Below are 16,651 nucleotides of genomic sequence, written 5' to 3'. Positions count from 1 at the left end.
GATTTCCGTTCCCATCCGAGGGCCGTGATGAATCGAATTCCGCAGACCGGAGCACCTGCCGCCTGGCGTTCCCTGCCGGCGGCCCAGCAACCGCAGTGGCCGGACCAGGCGGCGCTGCGCGAGGTGGTCGCCGACCTGTCGGCCGCCCCGCCCCTGGTCCTCGCCGAGGAGTGCGACCGGCTGACCGACCGGATGGCCGCCGTCGCCGCCGGCGAGGCCTTCGTCCTCCAGGGCGGCGACTGCGCCGAGACCTTCGGCGGCCTCACCGCGGACGCGGTCACCGCCAAGCTGCGCACCCTGCTGCAGATGGCGGTGGTGCTGACCTACGCGAGCGGCGTCCCGGTCGTGAAGATCGGCCGGCTGGCCGGGCAGTACGCCAAGCCCCGCTCCCAGCCGGACGAGACCCGCGACGGCCTCAGCCTGCCCTCCTACCGGGGCGACGCGGTCAACGGCCCGGAGTTCACCGAGGCGGCCCGCCGCCCGGACCCGGCGCGGCTGCGGCGGATGTACGAGGCGTCGGCGGTCACCCTCAACCTGGTCCGCGGCTTCGCGGCCGGCGGCAGCGCCTCCCTCTACCAGGCCCACCAGTGGAACCGCGGCTTCCTGGAGGATTCCACCGAGGCCCGCCGCTACGAGGAACTGGCCGACGGCGTGGACCGCGCCCTGCGCTTCCTGAAAGCCTGCGGCTGCGACCCGGCCGGGCTGCTGGAGGCCGAGTTCTTCGCCAGCCACGAGGGACTGCTGCTGGACTACGAGCAGCCCCTCACCCGCACCGACCCGCGCACCGGGGCGCACTACGCCACCAGCGGGCACCTGCTCTGGGTCGGCGAGCGGACCAGGGGCCTGGACGACGCGCACATCGCCTACTTCGCCGGGATCCACAACCCGATCGCCGTCAAGCTCGGCCCCACGACCACCGCGGACGAGGTCCTCGGCTACGTCGACCGCCTCGACCCCGACCGCCGGCCCGGCCGGCTGACCTTCGTGGTGCGGATGGGCGCGGGCCGGGTGCGCGAACTGCTGCCGCCGCTGGTGGAGAAGGTCACGGCGGAGGGCGCCCGGGTCGCCTGGATCTGCGACCCGATGCACGGCAACACCGTCCAGACCGACGACGGCCGCAAGACCCGCCGCTTCGACGACATCCTGGGCGAGGTCGCCGGCTTCTTCGAGGTGCACCGGGAGCTGGGCACGCACGCCGGCGGTATCCACGTCGAGCTCACCGGCGACGACGTCACGGAGTGCCTCGGCGGCGGTGACCAGGTCCGCGCCGAGGACCTTCACCAGCGCTACGAGACGGCCTGCGACCCGCGGCTGAACCACCGCCAGTCCCTCGATCTCGCCTTCCGGGTCGCGGAGCTGATGAAGGCCTGAAACCGCCCCGGGCGACGGTTGGCCGGATCGGTGCGCGCCGATCCGGCCAACCGGCATTTCCGTGCCGATTTTTCGTGGGTCACCCGAGGGTGCGGGCGCCGACCGCAACCCGTCAGGCGGCGTCTTTTGGGGAGAACTGAATAGCGTTGACCCATTGACCGGGCCGTCCTTAGAGTGCCTTGCGATCCTGCGCCTATTCCTCTGGGGGGAGTGGAAACGGTGGGGCACAGACCTGGTTCCGGCATACGCCACGACGGCAGTTCCTCACCCGTGCCCCGGGTCGAGTACCGCATTCTCGGCCCGCTCGAAGCGCTCGTCGACGCCAGGCCGCTGAACCTCGGCGGGATCCGGCAGCAGACGGTGCTCGCCGCGCTGCTCCTCGACGTCAACCGGGTGGTCAGCGTGGACCGCCTGGTCCGCGCCCTCTACGAGGAGGCCCCGCCGGCCACCGCCCGCGCGCAGTTGCAGATCAGCGTCTCCGCCCTGCGCCGGCTGTTCGCCGCGCACGGCCTCTCCGACGTCATCACCACCCACCCGCAGGGCTACATGGTGAAGGCGGCTGACGACCAGCTCGACCTGCTCCAGGCCCGCGACCGGGTCGGGAAGGCGCGGGCGCTGCGCGACCAGAAGGCGGAGGCCCACGACCGCACGGCGGAGGACCGCGACCGCAGGGCGGAGGCCCAGGACCGCAAGGCGGAGGCCGCCGCCCTCTTCCGGCAGGCGCTCGGACTGTGGCGCGGCGACCCCCTCGGCGGCCTGCCCAGCGAGTCGATCCGCTCCGCCGCCGGCCAGCTCACCGAGCAGTGGGTCGGCGCCACCGAGGAGTGCATCCAGCTCGAACTCGCGCTCGGCCGGCACGGCGCGGCCGTCGGCGAACTCCTGGGCCTGGTCGACGAGTTCCCGTTACGGGAGCGGCTGCGCGGCCAGCTGATGCTGGCGCTCTACCGCTCCGGGCGCCAGACCGAGGCGCTCCAGGTCTACCGCGACACCCGCCAGTGGATGATCGACGAACTCGGCGTCGAACCCGACCCCCGGCTGCAGCGGCTCGAACTCTCCATCCTCGCCGGCGACCCCCGGCTCGACCTGCCCGACAGCCGTCCGGCCGCCGCCCACGGTGCCCCGGCCGCCGAGCCCGCCGCCGCGCCGCCCGTGGCGCCCGCCGCCCCCGCCGCCGTCCCGGAGATGCTCCCCGCCGACCTCGCCGACTTCACCGGCCGCGAGCACCTGCTCGCCGGCCTGCGCGAACGGCTGCTGCTCTCCTCCCACGACCAGTCCCGGCTCGCCGTCCCGATCGTCTCCGTCGTCGGCAAGGCCGGGGTCGGCAAGACCGCCGTGGCCGTCCACGCGGCCCACCAGATCGCCGCCGAGTTCCCCGGCGGGCAGCTCTTCGCCGACCTGCACGCCGGGGCCCCCGACACCGTCGGCCCGGCCCAGGTGCTGGAGCGCTTCCTGCGCGCCCTCGGCGTCAACGGCACCGCCATCCCCGACGGGCTGGAGGAGCGCGCCGAGATGTACCGGGCCCTGCTCGCCGAGCGCCGGGTGCTGATCGTCCTCGACAACGTCGCCACCGAGAGCCAGATCACCCCGCTGCTGCCGGGCAAGCCCACCTCGGCCGTGATCGTCACCAGCCGGCGGCACATCGGCAGCCTCGCCGGAGCCGTCCGGGTGGACGTCGACACCTTCGACCCCGACCAGTCCGCGGAGCTGCTCGGCCGGATCGCCGGCCCCGCGCGGGTGGCGGCCGAACCGGAGGCGGCGAAGGCGCTCGCCGAACTCTGCGACCACCTGCCGCTGGCGCTGCGCATCGCCGGCGCCCGGCTCGCCGCCCGGCCGCACTGGGAGATCACCGAACTGGTGGAGCGGCTGGAGGACGGGACCCGCCGGCTCGACGAGCTCAAGTACGCCGACGTCGGCATCAGGGCCGGCCTCTCGCTCACCTACGAGAGCGTCAGCGAGGACGCCCGCCGGCTGCTGCGGCGGATCGCCCTGATCGACGAGGGGCCGTTCTCCACCTGGGTCGGCATGGCGCTGCTCGACCTGCCCGAGTACCAGGTCCAGGACCTGATCGACGAACTCTCCGACGCCCAACTGCTGGACGCCGTCGGCACCGCGCCCGGCCGCCACACCCAGTACCGGCTGCACAACCTGATCCGGGTCTTCGCGCGCGAACGCCTCGTCGACGAGGAGAGCGTCGAGGAGCGGGAGGCCGCACTGGCCCGGGTGATCGGCTGCTTCCTCTACCTGCTGATCGAGGCGAGGCAGCGCGAGTACGGCCGCGACGTGCTGATCCGCGGTCGCGGCACCGCCCTGCACCCGCTGCCCGCCCGGACGGTGGACCGGCTGCTGGCCGAGCCGCTGCGGTGGTTCGCCCGGGAGCGGCCCATGCTCGTGCCCCGGGTCAGGCAGGCGGCCATGATGGGCCTCACCGCGCACTGCTGGGAACTCGCCGTCACCGCCGTGACGTTCCTGGAGACCCACGGCCGGCTCGACGACTGGCGCGACACCCACGAACTCGCCCTCGCGGCCGCCCGCAAGGGCGGCGACCGGCTCGGCCAGGCCGCCGCCCTGCACTCCCTCGGCTCGCTCGCGCTGACCCGGCAGAACTTCGCCGCCGCCGAGGAGCGCTTCCGCCAGGCCGCCGGGATCTTCACCGACCTCGGCGACGACCTCGGCTCCGCCCTGACCGCCCGCGGCCTTGGCTACCTCGCCCGGGTGGACGGCCGGATCGACGAGGCGACCGCCCACTACCAGGCCGCCCTCACCGTCCTGCGGGCGAGCGGCGGCTCCGTCGCCGTCGCCTACGTGCTGCACAACCTGGCCCAGCTCAAACTGGGCGCGGGCGACGAGGAGGGCGCCGGGGAGCTCCTCGACGAGGCGCTGCGGCTCAGCCGGGAGGGCCGCGGCCGACGGGTCGAGGCCCAGGTGCTGCACCGGATGGGCCAGAGCCACCTGGAACGCGGCGGCTACGACCGGGCCCTGGAGGCCTTCTCCCGCGCCCTCGACGTCGTCCGGCTGATCGGCGACCACACCGGCGAGATCTACGCCCTGCACGGCATCGGCACGGCCCGCCACCGGCTCGGCGAGAGCGGCGAGGCCGCCCACGCCCTGCACCGCGCCCTGCTCCTCGCGGAGGGCTCCAACGAACGGCTGATCATGGGCCGGATCCTCGTCACCCTCGGCGAGTTGGCGCTCGGCACCGGGGAGGCCGACCTGGCGGTCCAGCACCTGCGGCGGGCCCGGCTGGTGTTCCGCCTGATGCGGACCCCCGCCGAGGAGGCCCGCACGCTCGACCTGCTGCGCGCCGCCCGGCTGGCCGCCGGCGACCCGGAGCCCCCCGCAGGCCCGGGTCCACCGTCCTAGTCGGCGATGAAGGCCACCGCGTAGTGGTTCAGCGAGAGGGTGAGGCTCACCCGGTGCCCCGACTCGCCGTCGGAGACCCGGAAGGTGGCCGCCACCTCGGGGTGCACGGTGAACAGGCCGAGCCCGCTGAAGTACCGGTCGACGTCGAACACCAGCCGGTAGAGGCCGCGTCCGCCGTCCGTCCCGCCCCACTCCTCGATCCGGCCGCTCGCATCCGTTCTCCGCTCGACCACCGGCACCCACTCGTTGTCGACCAGCGACTCCAGTCTCGCGTCGAGGCCGGCGGCGGTGCGCCCGTGGACGCTGTCCAGCGCTTCGACGATGACCCTCGCCATCAGCCCACCCGCCCCGGGCGCGGTAACCGGGCCGGCGGACGTTCCTCGGACGGGATATCTCGCATGAAAACCACTCCTTGCCTCAGTACACGATGCATCGGGAAAAGGGCGCGTCAAGCCTATTGTCAGGGGTCCCGCTATCGGCCCGCCATCGAATGATTATTTGTTCGAAAAGTCTTGACGGACAGTGATTCCGGACCAGTAAAGTCACCGCTGCCAGCCACAATCCTCCGCCGCCGCACACCGCGACCTCCCGTCCGGTCGCCCGTCCGGCGGCGTTCCCGAAAGAGGCGGAAAATCCATGTCTCCGAAATCCGTCCCCACCGCACGGCGGCTCCGGGTATTCGACTCGACACTGCGCGACGGCGAACAGGCCCCGGGCAACGCGATGAACCCCGACCAGAAACTGGAGCTGGCCCTCGCCATCGAGGCCACCGGCGTCGACACCATCGAGGCCGGCTTCCCCAGCTCCTCACCGCGTGACTTCGAGGCGACCAGACTGATCGCGGGCGCACTCACCACCGCCAAGGTGGCGACCCTCAACCGGGCCGTCCGCGCGGACATCGAGCTGGCCGCCCAGGCCGGCGGCGTCGAGCGCCACCAGGTCCAGATCATGGCCACCGGCAGCGACGTCCACTTGGAGCACAAGCGCGGCCTCACCCGGGCCGAGGGCCTGCACGAGATCATCGACAGCATCCGGTTCGCCCGCGAGCTGGGCTTCACCGACATCACGCTCGGCATCGAGGACGCCAGCCGGGGCAGCGACGACCTGCTGCGTCCGATGATCGAGGCCGGCATCGAGGAGGGCGCCAACACGGTGGCGCTCGCCGACACCACCGGCTGCCTGATCCCGTCCGAGTTCGGCGCCCAGGTGGCGCGGGTCCGCTCCTGGATCCCGGACCACATCATCCTGTCCACCCACTGCCACCAGGACCTCGGGCTCTCCCTCGCCAACGCCCTGGCCGGCGTCGAGGCCGGCGCGGACGAGGTGCAGGCCACCATCGCCGGCATCGGCGAGCGCGCGGGCAACACCCCGCTGGAGGAGCTGGCCGCGGTGCTGCTCTACAAGGGCGAGCAGCTCGGCCTGACCAGCCGGCTGCGCACCGAGAAGTTCTACGAGGCCTACCAGCTGCTGGCCCGGATCATCGGAATGTCGACGCCGCGCAACAAGGCGATATTCGGGGAGAACGCCTTCGCCACCCAGGCCGGAATCCACCAGGCCGGAATGCTGCGCAATCCGGTGACCTACGAATACGTCGAGCCGCACAGCTTCGGCCGCGAGCGCGGAATTCTCATCGGCCGGCACTCCGGGCGCAATGTGGTCCGCAACCTGTTCGACCAGATGGGAATCGGCGCCGAGCACGACCTGCTCGACGAGATCTACGAGACCTACATCGCGGGCCGCGCCGACGGCACCTGCATCGAACTGGGCGAGCTGCGCGAGATCATCGCCGAGCGCCTGGAGCGCACCAGCGAGATGGCGGTGGCCAGCTGATGGGCGGCACCGAGCGCAACCTGATCGAGAAGGTCTGGCAGAGCCACGTCGTCGACCAGGCACCGGGCGAGCCCGACCTGCTCTACATCGACCTGCACCTGCTCCACGAGGCGAGTTCCCCGCAGGCCTTCGACGGCCTCCAGCTGGCCGGCCGCCGGGTCCGCCGGCCCGACCTCGCGCTCGCCCTCGAAGACCACAACGTGCCCACCAACACGCTGCTGGTCAAGGACGCGATGGGCAGCGCCCAGCTGGAGCGCCTGCGCGAGAACTGCGAGGAGCAGGGGATCGAGCTGTTCTCGCTCGGCGACGACCGGCAGGGCATCGTGCACGTGGTGGCGCCCGAACTGGGCTTCGTACGCCCCGGCATGACCGTGGTGTGCGGCGACAGCCACACCTCCACGCACGGCGCCTTCGGGGCGCTCGCCTTCGGCGTCGGCACCAGCGACGTCGAGCACGTGCTCGCCACCCAGACGCTGGCGCTCCAGCGCCCCCGGACGATGTCCGTCGAGTTCGTCGGCGAGCCGCCGGCCGACGTCACGCCGAAGGACCTGATCCTCGCGCTGATCGCGCACATCGGCGCCAACGGCGCCAACGGCTACGCGATCGAGTACCGCGGCAAGGCCGTCGAGAACCTCTCCATGGAGGGGCGGATGACGGTCTGCAACATGAGCATCGAGGCGGGCGCCCGCGCCGGCCTGATCGCCCCCGACGACACCACGCTCGCCTACCTGCGCGAGCGCTGGGACCCGGCCGCCGAGGCCGACTGGGACGAGGCCGTCAGCTACTGGCAGTCCCTGCGCACCGACGAGGGCGCCGCCTTCGACCGCGTCGTCGAACTGGACGTCACCGGGCTCAAGCCCTTCGTCACCTGGGGCACCAACCCCGGCCAGGCCGTCCCGCTGGACGCCGCGGTGCCGGCGCCCGAGACGTTCGCGACCCCCGCCGAGCAGCAGGCCGCGCGCCGCGCCCTGGAGTACATGGGCCTCGAACCGGACGTCGCCCTGCGGGACGTCGAGATCAACACGGTCTTCCTCGGCTCCTGCACCAACGGCCGGATCGAGGACCTGCGGGCCGCCGCCGACGTGCTGCGCGGCCGCAAGGTCTCCGACCGGATCACCATGCTCGTCGTCCCCGGCTCGATGGCCGTCCGGGCCCAGGCCGAGGAGGAGGGCCTGGACCAGGTCTTCCTCGACGCGGGCGCGCAGTGGCGGCTCTCCGGCTGCTCGATGTGCATGGGCATCAACGCCGACCGCCTCCAGGGCATCCAGCGGGTCGCCTCCACCTCCAACCGCAACTACGAGGGCCGGCAGGGCACCCACGCCCGCACCCACCTGGTCTCGCCCGTCGTCGCCGCCGCCACCGCCGTGGTGGGCCGCCTGGCCGCGCCGACCGAGCTGTGACCGCGCCCGCCGGGCACACCCGCCCGACCCGTTCCACCCGTTCGACCGACCGCAGCCAGACCGACCAGCAGGGGGCAGAGGCATGAAGGAGCCGCTCACGGCGCACACCGGACAGGCCGTGGCCCTGTCCCGGGACGACGTCGACACCGACCAGATCATCCCGGCCGAGTTCTGCAAGCGGCTGACCAAGACCGGCTACGCCGACACCCTGTTCGGGCACTGGCGCAAGGAGCCCGGGTTCGTCCTGAACCAGCCGGAGCACCAGGACGCGAGCGTCCTGGTGGCGGGCCACAACTTCGGCACCGGCAGCTCCCGCGAGCACGCCGTGTGGGCCCTGCGCGACTGGGGCTTCCGGGCCGTCATCGCCACCAGCTTCGGTGACATCTTCCTGCGCAACGCGCTGAAGAACGGCCTGCTGGCCGTCGCCCTGCCGGTGCCCGTCGTCGCCGACCTCGCCGAACGCGCCCAGGCCGACCCGAAGTTCGAGATCACCGTCGACCTGGAGCAGCTGACCGTCGGCACCGACCTCGGGACCTGGGAGTTCGAGGCCGACCAGCGCGCCCGCTGGCTGCTGCTCAACGGCCTCGACGACATCGACGTCACCCTGCGCAAGGCCGACGCGATCGCCGCCTTCGAGCAGGGCCGCCCGGCCTGGATGACCAGCATCACCCGCGGCGCCTTCTCCTCCCCGGACACCGCGAAGCAGCGCCGGGCCTCCTGACGACCGCGCCCCCCGGCGCAGCTCCCAGGGCCGCGCGGCGGTGACCCTGCCCGACGCCCCCGGCCCGGCCGACCCGACCCACAACCGGCCGGCCCCACCCCAGAAACGGTGAGAGACCCATGACCAAGACAGTGACCGTCATCCCCGGTGACGGCATCGGCCCCGAGGTGACCAAGGAGGCCCTGGAGACCATCGAGTCGCTGGGCCTGGACCTCGCGGTCGACGTGCTCGACCACGTCAACGCCGACACCTACCTGCGGACCGGGGTCTCCCTGTCCGACGAGGACTTCGAGCGGATCAAGGCGAGCGACTCGGTGCTCTTCGGCGCCATCGGCGACCCCCGCGTGAAGACCTCGGACTACGGCCGCGGCGTCCTGCTGCGCCTGCGCTTCGACCTCGACCTGTACGTCAACCACCGCCCGGCCACCCTGCTCCAGGAGCGGCTGAGCCCGCTGCGCGACGCCCGGACCCGCGCCATCGACGCCGTGATCGTCCGGGAGAACACCGAGGGCCTCTACACCGACATCGGCGGAGTGCTGCGCGGGAACACCGTGCACGAGATGGCCGTCGACGCGGACGTCAGCACCTACATGGGCGTCTCGCGGGTGATGGAGTACGCGTACTCCATCGCCGAGCGCGGCGTCTGCATGGTCGACAAGTCCAACGCCGTCCGGCACGGCGGCCAGGTGTGGCAGCGGGTGTTCCGCGAGGCCGCCGCGAAGCACCCCGCCATCGACTCCACCCACCTCTACGTCGACGCCGCCGCGATGAAGCTGATCTCCGACCCGTCGCAGTTCGACGTGATCGTCACCAACAACTCGTACGGCGACATCCTCAGCGACCTGGCGGCCATGCTGGCCGGCGGCCTGGGCAACGCGGCCTCGGCCAACATCAACCCGGACACCGGGTTCGGCCTCTACGAGCCGGTGCACGGCAGCGCGCCCGACATCGCCGGCCAGGGCATCGGCAACCCCTTCGGCGCCATCCTCAGCTCCGCGCTGATGCTGGAGCGCCTGGGCTGGGCCGCCGAGGCGAAGGCGATCCAGCTGGCCGTCGGCACGGCCGTGGCCGAGGGCGCCTGCACGCCGGACCTCGGCGGCACCCTCACCACCGAGCAGGTCGGCGCCGCGGTCAGGGCGGCCCTCGCCGCGGCCTGACGGCATGACCCGCCCCCACCCCCCCAACCGCCGCCGTGGTCGCCCCACCGACCACGGCGGCCGGGTCCGTCCTCCCCGGCACCGCCCGCCGGGCGGGCGTCCGAAGGCGGACCCGGGCCGCTCAGCCCCAGGGATTGTGCTCGTGCGATCCGCTGACCGCGGTACGGAACGTGGTGTTCTCGATCATCTCGTACGGACTCCAACTCCTGGACGGCGCGGCCGGTCGGCAGCGGCTGAAAGGATGGCTGAAGCCTGGCAGCTCCGGCCATCGGCCCGCTATCGACGTCCGCTGGGTACGCCCGCTGTCGACGCCGCTGTCGACGCCCGCGCCCGGCCGGACGGCACCGGCTTCGGCGCCGCCGGGGCGCCGGGGCGGCGGGGCCGGCTCGGTAGGATCCTGGCATGGGTGCGCAGGAAGAGGCGTGGGACACGGACGCGGCGGAGCGGGCGGTCGCGGTGCTGAAGGCGGTCGCCGACCCGTCCCGGTACCGGCTGCTCTGGGCGCTGACCCGGCGGGAGCTGCCGGTCAGCGAACTGGCGGAGCTGCTGGGCGCGCACGTGGCGGCGACCTCGCAGCACCTGGCCAGGCTGCGGGCGGCCGGGCTGGTCGTCTCGCGCCGGGAGGGCACCCGGATCTTCTACCGCGCCGCCGAGGTGCGCGGCCTGCTGACGGAGGCGGCGCTGATCGCCAACGACCTGCCCGGGCGCGGTGACGGCGGCGACGGCGGCGGTACCGGCCAGGCCGCCGCGACGGCCGAGCAGCCGTTCGCCCGCGCCGTCCGCTCCGCCCGCCGCCGCCCGGCCGCCGGCCAGGCCTGACTCCGGCGCTTCAGGCGGTCTCCTCGTCGAGCCGGTACTCCCGCAGGGCGGCGTCGTAGCCGAACAGCCCGGCGTAGCGGCCCCAGTCGGTGGCGGTCTCCAGCTGCCGGTCGACCTGTTCGCTGGTGTAGTGGTGGGCGAGCAGGTCGCGGAAGAAGCCGGCGTGCACGGCGGTGCCGGGGCGGCCGCGCAGGCCGTTGGTGATCAGCCGGACCAGCGGGACGTCCACCGCGGCGCCGGCGAAGATGGTCCGGGACTCCTGGACGTCGGCTCCGGCGAAGGCGGTGCCGGCCTCGGTGAGCAGCAGGTCGTCGCCGTGGATCTCGGCGAAGCCGAGCAGGTCGAGGGCGTCGAGCTGGGGGAGCATGTCGTCGATGTCGAGGCCGAGTTCGTCGGCGAGGTCGGCGAGGTCGCAGCAGCCGCCGCGGTGGGCGATCATCGCGGCGAGGCCGGCGAGGCCGTCCACGCTGGCGGTGGGCAGCGGGGTGTTGGCGACGGTGCGCCGGTCGGGCCGGGCGCCGTCGGCGCGGCCGGGCAGCCGGCTCTCCTTGGGGCGTCCGGTCATGATCCGGTAGACCCGGTCGACGAGTTCGTCGAAGGCGGCGGCGTCGCGGTCGCGGGGCCGGTCGAGGTCGACCTCGACGGTCTCCCGGATGGTGCCGTACGGGCGGGAGCCGAGGACGACGATGCGGTCGGCCATCAGGACCGCCTCCTCGATGTTGTGGGTGACCAGGACGACGGCGCGGGTGGGGAACTGGCCGGACTCCCACAGTTCCAGCAGCTCGCCGCGCAGGTTCTCGGCGGTGAGGACGTCCAGCGCGGAGAAGGGCTCGTCCATCATCAGCACGTCCGGTTCGACGACCAGGGCGCGGGCGAAGCCGACGCGCTGGCGCATGCCGCCGGAGAGCTCCTTGGGGTAGGCGGACTCGAAGCCGGCCAGGCCGATCAGGTCGATGGCCTGGACGGCGGCCTCGGCGCGCTCCCGGGGCGGCACGCCGCGGGCCTCCAGGCCGAGTTCGACGTTCTGCCGGACGGTCAGCCAGGGCAGCAGCGCGAAGGTCTGGAACACCAGGGCGGTGCCCGGATTGGCGCCGGTGAGCGGGGTGCCGCGGTAGGCGACGGTGCCGGAGCTGGGCGGGATCAGCCCGGACAGGCAGCGCAGCAGGGTGGACTTGCCGGAGCCGGAGCGGCCGAGCAGGGCGACGATCTCGCCGGCCCGGACGGTGAGGTCGATGCCGGACAGCACGGGCAGCGCGCCGTCGGCGCCGGCGTAGGCCTTGGTGAGGCCGACGGTCTCCAGCAGGACCTCGCCGTCGGCGGGGGAAGGTTCGGAGGGGGAGAACACGGCGGCGGCGGGCGGCGCGGGGCGGGCGGCGCGCGGGAACGGGAAGCGCATACGGGGACCTCCGGGGCGGGGAGCGGGCGTGAGTCAGAGCGAGTAGCGGCGCTCGGCCAGGCGGTAGAGGCGGCGCCAGAGCAGCCGGTTGAGGGCGACGACGTACAGGCTCATCACCGCCACCCCGGCGAGCAGGTGCGGGTAGTCGCCGCGCTCGGTGGCCCGCGCGATGTACGCGCCGAGGCCGGTGGCGGTGAGCGTGGTGCCGCCGAAGGTGACGACCTCGGAGACGATGGAGGCGTTCCAGGCGCCGCCGGAGGCGGTGAGGCCGCCGGTGACGTAGGCCGGGAAGATCCCGGGGATGATCAGCCGCCGCCAGCGCTGCCAGCCGCGCACGCCGAGGTCGTCCATGGCCTCGCGCAGGTCGGTGGGGATGGCCATGGCGCCGGCGATGGTGTTGAACAGGATGTACCACTGGGCGCCGAGGGCCATCAGCAGGACGCCGCCGAGGTCGATCGACAGCCCGGTCCGCAGCAGCAGCCAGACGACCAGCGGGAAGAGGAAGTTGGCCGGGAAGCTGGCGAGCACCTGCACCAGCGGCTGGGCGATCCGGGTCAGCAGGGGGGAGAAGCCGATCCGCACGCCGACCGGCACCCAGACCAGGGTGGCGACGGTCACCAGGACGACGACCCGGGCGAGCGTGGCGAGGCCGAGCAGCAGCGGTTCGCCGAACACGCCGAGGCCGGTCGCGCCCTGCAGGTAGCGGCCGAGGTCGACCAGGCCCCAGAGCACGAGGCCGCCGGCGACGGCGGCGAAGGCGGCGTCCCCGGCGTGCCGCCGCCCGGGGTCGACGGCCAGCGGGCGGTCGTCGGTGCCCAGCAGGCGCCCGGCCCGGGAGAGCGCCCGCCACCCCGGGCGCAGCAGTCGGCCGAGCATGCCGGGCCAGTGGGAGCGGCGCAGCAGGTCCAGCACGACGGAGCGCTGCACCTCGGTGGCCTCGGACTGCTCGTTCTTGAAGCGTTCGGCCCAGGCGGTGAGCGGGCGCCAGAACAGCAGGTTGACGCCGACCACCAGGACGGCCATGGTGGCGATCGCCCAGCCGACCCGGGCGAGGTCGCCGGCGGCGATGGCCGCGCCCGCGTAGGAGCCGACCCCGGGCAGCGCGTAGCGCTGGTTGTCGACGCTGATCGCCTCGGAGGCGACCAGGAAGAACCAGCCGCCGCCGAAGCTCAGCATGCCGTTCCAGACCAGGCCGATCATGCCCGAGGGCAGTTCGACCTTCCAGAACCGCATCCACCGGGTGAAGCGGAACGAGCGTGACAGCTCGTCGAGTTCGGGCGGCAGCGAGACCAGCGAGCAGTAGAAGCCGAAGGTCATGTTCCAGGCCTGGGAGGTGAAGATGGCGAACACCGCCGCGCACTCCAGGCCCAGCACGGAGCCGGGGAACAGGGCGAGGAAGCCGGTCACCGCGACGGTCAGGAAGGCGAGCACCGGCACCGACTGGAGGATGTCCAGGGCCGGGATCAGGACCCGCTCCAGCCGGCGGCTGCGGGCCGCGGCGTAGGCGTAGCCGAAGGTGAAGACCACCGACACGGCGAGCGCGGCGAACATCCGCAGCAGCGAGCGGGCCGCGTCGTACGGCAGCCGGGCCGGGTCGGTGTCGACCGCCGCGTTCCGGCCGGTGGAGAACCGGACGGTGGTGCCCTGCCCGACCCGCAGTGCGAGGTAGAGCAGTACCAGGACGGCGGCCGCGACGAGCGCGTCCACCCAGGTCATCCGGGCCAGGCGGGCGGCCGTCCGGGACGGCAGTGAGCCCCGGGCGGTGCCCGGGGCCGGCTTCGGCAAGGTCATGGGGTGCACCTCCGGCGCGCACCCGGGGCCCCGGGGTCGGGAGAGGTGCGTGCGACGTCAGCGGGATCGGGACGAACGCCGCGTCCCCCCGGGCCGTCGCGTCAGGCGCGCGGGCGGGCGTGGGGGAGGCGGCCGGTACGGCGGCGCGTACTGGGAGGGTCTTCGCCCATGGCCGCCTCCTCCGGTGGTGTCGTCTGGTGCCGTCCCGGCCCGTCCTGCGGGCCCCGGGCAGTCTGCTCCTTCGGTACGTCCGTAGGCAAATGGATCCGGGGTTCCCCCGCGCGCCGGCTCACTGCGGCCTCCTGTCGGGAGCGGTGTGGTGCCGGGCCGCGGTGACCAGCAGCCGGGCGGTCGGGGTGGACAGGTCGAGGTGGTGGGCGATCCACTGGGGGTCGTGCCCGTGGGTGGCGAACACCCAGGCGGTGTAGAGCCGGTTCAGGCCCGGGGCGCCGGGCGACAGCAGCAGCGGTCGGACCTGCTCCATCGGGAACCCGTCCAGGGAGCGGGCGCTGAACCACTGGGTGTCGTCCTCGCCGGGGGCGGCGGGTCGGGCGGTGCCGCGCCCGCTGCGGGCGAGCAGCAGGGCGAGGAGCAGCCCGGCCGACGAGGCGCCGATGAGCACGCCGGAGAGGAAGAGCCGCAGCCGCCCCGGGGCGACGCCGACGGCGATCCCCTGGAGGGTGAGGAGGAGCAGGACGCCGCACAGCGCCGTCCCTCTGCTGGTCCAGGGGAACAGGGCGGTTCTGGTCACGGCGGTGTCCTCCTTCGGTGGGGTGGTGGCTGGCGGGGTGCCGCCGGGGCGGGCGGGTCCCGGCCGACGCGGGTCAGGCGATGCGGGTCAGGCGGGGGTCGTACTTGTAGCCGATCTGGCGGACGGTGGCGATCGCCTCCCGGTGGCCGGGGCCGAGCTTGCGGCGGATCCGGGCGATGTGGGTGGCGATGGTGCGGGTGTCGCCGGTGTCCGGCCGGCCCCAGACCGTCTCCATCAGATGGCGGCGGGAGTGGACCCGCAGCGGGTTGTCGACCAGGTGCGCGAGCAGCTCGAACTCCAGGTAGGGGAGGCTCAGTTGCTGCCCGTCGACGGTGACGGTGCGCTGTTCGGGGTCCACCACCAGGCCGGTGTCCGGGTCGACGGCGGGCCGGGGGGCCGGTGCGGGGCGCGGCCGCCGGGCCGGGGCGGCGGCGGTGTGGTCCGAGAAGATGGCTTCGAGCCTGGGGTAGCGCACGGCCATGGCGGATGCTCCTTCGGCGGGTCGGTGCGGGGTCGGTGCGGGGTCGGTGCGAATCGGTACGCAGCGGTACGGGTGGTCAGCGGGCGGGGTGCCAGGGGTGCCAGGAGGCTTCCAGCCGGGCGGTGCCGTCCGGGGCCGTGACGGTCCGCCAGCTGGCCCGCAGCCGGGCGGGGCGGTCGGCGGGGGCGGCGGCCGGTGCCGGGGCCCGGGTCGTGACGGCGTGCAGGACGGGGCTGTCCAGCGGACTCTCCGCCAGGCGTCGGCCCACGGCGGCGAGCGCGGCGCGCAGGCGGCCGCGGCCGGCGGACGGGAGGGAGGGGTGGAACGCGGCGACGATGGACATGGCAGGTCACCTCCGTGACAGGGCAGCGGGTGGAGGGGTGCGCGAGGGCGCGGGTGGTGCGGTCGGCGGGGCGTCAGCCGTGCGGCCGGTGGCGGGCGGCGGCGCGGCTGAGGCGGCGCGCGGCGGCCGGCGGGAGGTCCGCGAAGTCGGCGAGCCAGTCCGGGCGGTGGCCCTGGCGGGCCAGCAGGTAGGCCAGGTGCACGCGCGGCTCGTACGCCGAGGCCCGGGTGTTGGGCGTGCCGGAGTGCGGGCAGGCGCCGGGGTCGTCGAGGCGGTAGTCCCTCTCGACGCCGTCGTGCAGGGCGAGGCGGACGCGCGGGCAGTGGTGGTGAAGGGCGGTGCGCATGGCCGTACTTCCTTCCTTCCCCGGGTGCGGGGCGGTCGAGGTTTCCGGGTCGGGGCCGGGGCGGCGGTACTGTCGGGCGCCGCCCCGGCGGCGGCTCAGTGGTTGAGCGCGGTCTGGACGATCTTGATGATGACCATCACCATCGCGACCAGCAGGTAGGCGCGCAGGGCGCCCATGCCGACCTTGCGGGCGGTGGACATGACCGGCTTGCCGAGGGTCTCCAGCGGGGGCATCCGCCATTCCTCGCGGCCGGTGCGGTCGACGGGGTCCTCCTTGGTGGCGGTGCGGCCGAAGGTGAAGAAGTATCCGGCGACCAGGACGCCGGCCACGCCGCAGCCGGCCATGATCCACAGGATCGCCTGCGAGCCGATGTCGGGCCAGACCACGGCGGCGGTCAGGATCAGCGACAGCATCACCAGCACGCCGACCACGGCGGAGGTGAAGGCGTTGGTCTTGGGCCCGTTGACCCAGGGCCCCAGGACGGCCTTGTCGTTGCAGAGCAGCAGCAGGAACACCGTCGCCGAGGGCAGCAGCACACCGGCCAGCACCTGGACGAACTGCGTCATCAGGCCCTGCGTGTAGCCGGTGGACAGCAGCGTGATCGCGGCCGCCGCGACCACCAGGCCCGCGTAGATCGCGTAGAAGCCCTTGGCGCCCTTGACGCCCCGGTGCAGCGAGTGCCTGATGCCGAACACGTCGCCGATCGCGTAGGCGGTCGACAGCGACACGGCGAAGGCGCCGATGATCGAGGCGTCCAGCAGCGCGATGGCGAACAGCACACCCACCACGCGCCCGGCCTTGTCCTCAAGGCCCTTGGCGACGGCGGCCGCATCCGAGAACTGGCCGAAGCCGTCGGTGCCGGCGAAGGCCGCGGCGGTGAAGCCC

General features: G+C 73.5%; 15 protein-coding genes. 7 read left to right on the top strand and 8 right to left on the bottom strand.

Annotated elements, in window-relative coordinates; translation table 11 throughout:
* Positions 1 to 27 precede the first annotated feature (27 nt).
* Both AB0R04_RS26535 and AB0R04_RS26530 read left to right on the top strand, forming a co-directional pair.
* Positions 28 to 1,371, top strand: coding sequence for a class II 3-deoxy-7-phosphoheptulonate synthase (locus AB0R04_RS26535; protein WP_363375538.1), 1,344 nt, complete (start codon positions 28 to 30; stop codon positions 1,369 to 1,371).
* Positions 1,372 to 1,641: 270 nt separating this feature from the next.
* Complete coding sequence (locus tag AB0R04_RS26530) at positions 1,642 to 4,731, top strand: BTAD domain-containing putative transcriptional regulator (protein ID WP_363375435.1); 3,090 nt, start codon at positions 1,642 to 1,644, stop codon at positions 4,729 to 4,731.
* On the opposite strand, the gene AB0R04_RS26525 is transcribed toward AB0R04_RS26530, so the two are convergent.
* The gene (locus AB0R04_RS26525) at positions 4,728 to 5,066 is read right to left on the bottom strand and encodes a hydroxyisourate hydrolase (RefSeq protein ID WP_063349729.1); all 339 of its coding nucleotides are present in this window, start codon (positions 5,064 to 5,066) and stop codon (positions 4,728 to 4,730) included. The two genes, AB0R04_RS26530 and AB0R04_RS26525, sit on opposite strands and share 4 nt — an antisense overlap.
* Before the next feature lie 301 nt (positions 5,067 to 5,367).
* Between AB0R04_RS26525 and AB0R04_RS26520 the strand changes: the two genes are divergently transcribed.
* From AB0R04_RS26520 to AB0R04_RS26500, 5 genes are all read left to right on the top strand, one after another.
* Positions 5,368 to 6,561 (top strand): pyruvate carboxyltransferase, encoded by a 1,194-nt coding sequence (locus AB0R04_RS26520; protein WP_063349730.1) that lies wholly within the window; start codon positions 5,368 to 5,370, stop codon positions 6,559 to 6,561.
* On the top strand, positions 6,561 to 7,961 hold the full coding sequence (gene leuC / locus AB0R04_RS26515) for a 3-isopropylmalate dehydratase large subunit (RefSeq protein ID WP_063349731.1): 1,401 nt from the start codon (positions 6,561 to 6,563) through the stop codon (positions 7,959 to 7,961). Before AB0R04_RS26520 ends, leuC begins: the two co-directional genes overlap by 1 nt.
* Before the next feature lie 82 nt (positions 7,962 to 8,043).
* Positions 8,044 to 8,682 carry a 3-isopropylmalate dehydratase small subunit gene (gene leuD, locus AB0R04_RS26510; RefSeq protein ID WP_363375432.1) on the top strand — a complete coding sequence of 213 codons (639 nt, stop codon included), beginning with the start codon at positions 8,044 to 8,046 and terminating at the stop codon, positions 8,680 to 8,682.
* Between the two features lie 119 nt (positions 8,683 to 8,801).
* Complete coding sequence (locus AB0R04_RS26505) at positions 8,802 to 9,839, top strand: isocitrate/isopropylmalate family dehydrogenase (RefSeq protein ID WP_063349733.1); 1,038 nt, start codon at positions 8,802 to 8,804, stop codon at positions 9,837 to 9,839.
* 402 nt (positions 9,840 to 10,241) lie between these two features.
* Complete coding sequence (locus AB0R04_RS26500; protein WP_363375428.1) at positions 10,242 to 10,658, top strand: metalloregulator ArsR/SmtB family transcription factor; 417 nt, start codon at positions 10,242 to 10,244, stop codon at positions 10,656 to 10,658.
* 10 nt (positions 10,659 to 10,668) lie between these two features.
* Here the strand turns inward: AB0R04_RS26500 and AB0R04_RS26495 are convergent, their stop codons facing one another.
* From AB0R04_RS26495 to AB0R04_RS26465, 7 genes are all read right to left on the bottom strand, one after another.
* Complete coding sequence (locus tag AB0R04_RS26495) at positions 10,669 to 12,054, bottom strand: nitrate/sulfonate/bicarbonate ABC transporter ATP-binding protein (RefSeq protein WP_363375426.1); 1,386 nt, start codon at positions 12,052 to 12,054, stop codon at positions 10,669 to 10,671.
* Between the two features lie 33 nt (positions 12,055 to 12,087).
* On the bottom strand, positions 12,088 to 13,845 hold the full coding sequence (locus AB0R04_RS26490; protein ID WP_363375425.1) for an ABC transporter permease subunit: 1,758 nt from the start codon (positions 13,843 to 13,845) through the stop codon (positions 12,088 to 12,090).
* A gap of 289 nt (positions 13,846 to 14,134) precedes the next feature.
* The gene (locus AB0R04_RS26485) at positions 14,135 to 14,596 is read right to left on the bottom strand and encodes a hypothetical protein (protein ID WP_363375422.1); all 462 of its coding nucleotides are present in this window, start codon (positions 14,594 to 14,596) and stop codon (positions 14,135 to 14,137) included.
* 73 nt (positions 14,597 to 14,669) lie between these two features.
* Complete coding sequence (locus tag AB0R04_RS26480; RefSeq protein ID WP_363375421.1) at positions 14,670 to 15,077, bottom strand: winged helix-turn-helix domain-containing protein; 408 nt, start codon at positions 15,075 to 15,077, stop codon at positions 14,670 to 14,672.
* Positions 15,078 to 15,153: 76 nt separating this feature from the next.
* Entirely contained in the window at positions 15,154 to 15,420 is a 267-nt protein-coding gene (locus tag AB0R04_RS26475) for a hypothetical protein (protein WP_363375419.1), read from the bottom strand.
* A gap of 73 nt (positions 15,421 to 15,493) precedes the next feature.
* Complete coding sequence (locus AB0R04_RS26470; RefSeq protein WP_363375417.1) at positions 15,494 to 15,766, bottom strand: hypothetical protein; 273 nt, start codon at positions 15,764 to 15,766, stop codon at positions 15,494 to 15,496.
* Positions 15,767 to 15,861: 95 nt separating this feature from the next.
* On the bottom strand, positions 15,862 to 16,651 hold a 790-nt coding region (locus AB0R04_RS26465; protein WP_363375414.1), incomplete at its 5' end, for a divalent metal cation transporter.

The sequence above is a fragment of the Kitasatospora sp. NPDC056731 genome, from assembly GCF_040687675.1.
Classification (GTDB): Bacteria; Actinomycetota; Actinomycetes; order Streptomycetales; family Streptomycetaceae; genus Kitasatospora.
Note: the sequence above shows the minus strand (reverse complement) of the source record. Positions and strands in the feature narration are given on the sequence as shown.

Excerpts from the sequence above, each read along its gene's own strand:
- AB0R04_RS26505 (WP_063349733.1), top strand. The coding sequence starts at position 8,802 with ATGACCAAGACAGTGACCGTCATCCCCGGTGACGGCATCGGCCCCGAG.
- AB0R04_RS26525 (WP_063349729.1), bottom strand. The coding sequence starts at position 5,066 with ATGGCGAGGGTCATCGTCGAAGCGCTGGACAGCGTCCACGGGCGCACC.
- AB0R04_RS26500 (WP_363375428.1), top strand. The coding sequence starts at position 10,242 with ATGGGTGCGCAGGAAGAGGCGTGGGACACGGACGCGGCGGAGCGGGCG.
- AB0R04_RS26470 (WP_363375417.1), bottom strand. The coding sequence starts at position 15,766 with ATGCGCACCGCCCTTCACCACCACTGCCCGCGCGTCCGCCTCGCCCTG.
- AB0R04_RS26480 (WP_363375421.1), bottom strand. The coding sequence starts at position 15,077 with ATGGCCGTGCGCTACCCCAGGCTCGAAGCCATCTTCTCGGACCACACC.
- AB0R04_RS26495 (WP_363375426.1), bottom strand. The coding sequence starts at position 12,054 with ATGCGCTTCCCGTTCCCGCGCGCCGCCCGCCCCGCGCCGCCCGCCGCC.
- AB0R04_RS26490 (WP_363375425.1), bottom strand. The coding sequence starts at position 13,845 with ATGACCTTGCCGAAGCCGGCCCCGGGCACCGCCCGGGGCTCACTGCCG.
- leuD (WP_363375432.1), top strand. The coding sequence starts at position 8,044 with ATGAAGGAGCCGCTCACGGCGCACACCGGACAGGCCGTGGCCCTGTCC.
- AB0R04_RS26520 (WP_063349730.1), top strand. The coding sequence starts at position 5,368 with ATGTCTCCGAAATCCGTCCCCACCGCACGGCGGCTCCGGGTATTCGAC.
- AB0R04_RS26535 (WP_363375538.1), top strand. The coding sequence starts at position 28 with ATGAATCGAATTCCGCAGACCGGAGCACCTGCCGCCTGGCGTTCCCTG.
- leuC (WP_063349731.1), top strand. The coding sequence starts at position 6,561 with ATGGGCGGCACCGAGCGCAACCTGATCGAGAAGGTCTGGCAGAGCCAC.
- AB0R04_RS26475 (WP_363375419.1), bottom strand. The coding sequence starts at position 15,420 with ATGTCCATCGTCGCCGCGTTCCACCCCTCCCTCCCGTCCGCCGGCCGC.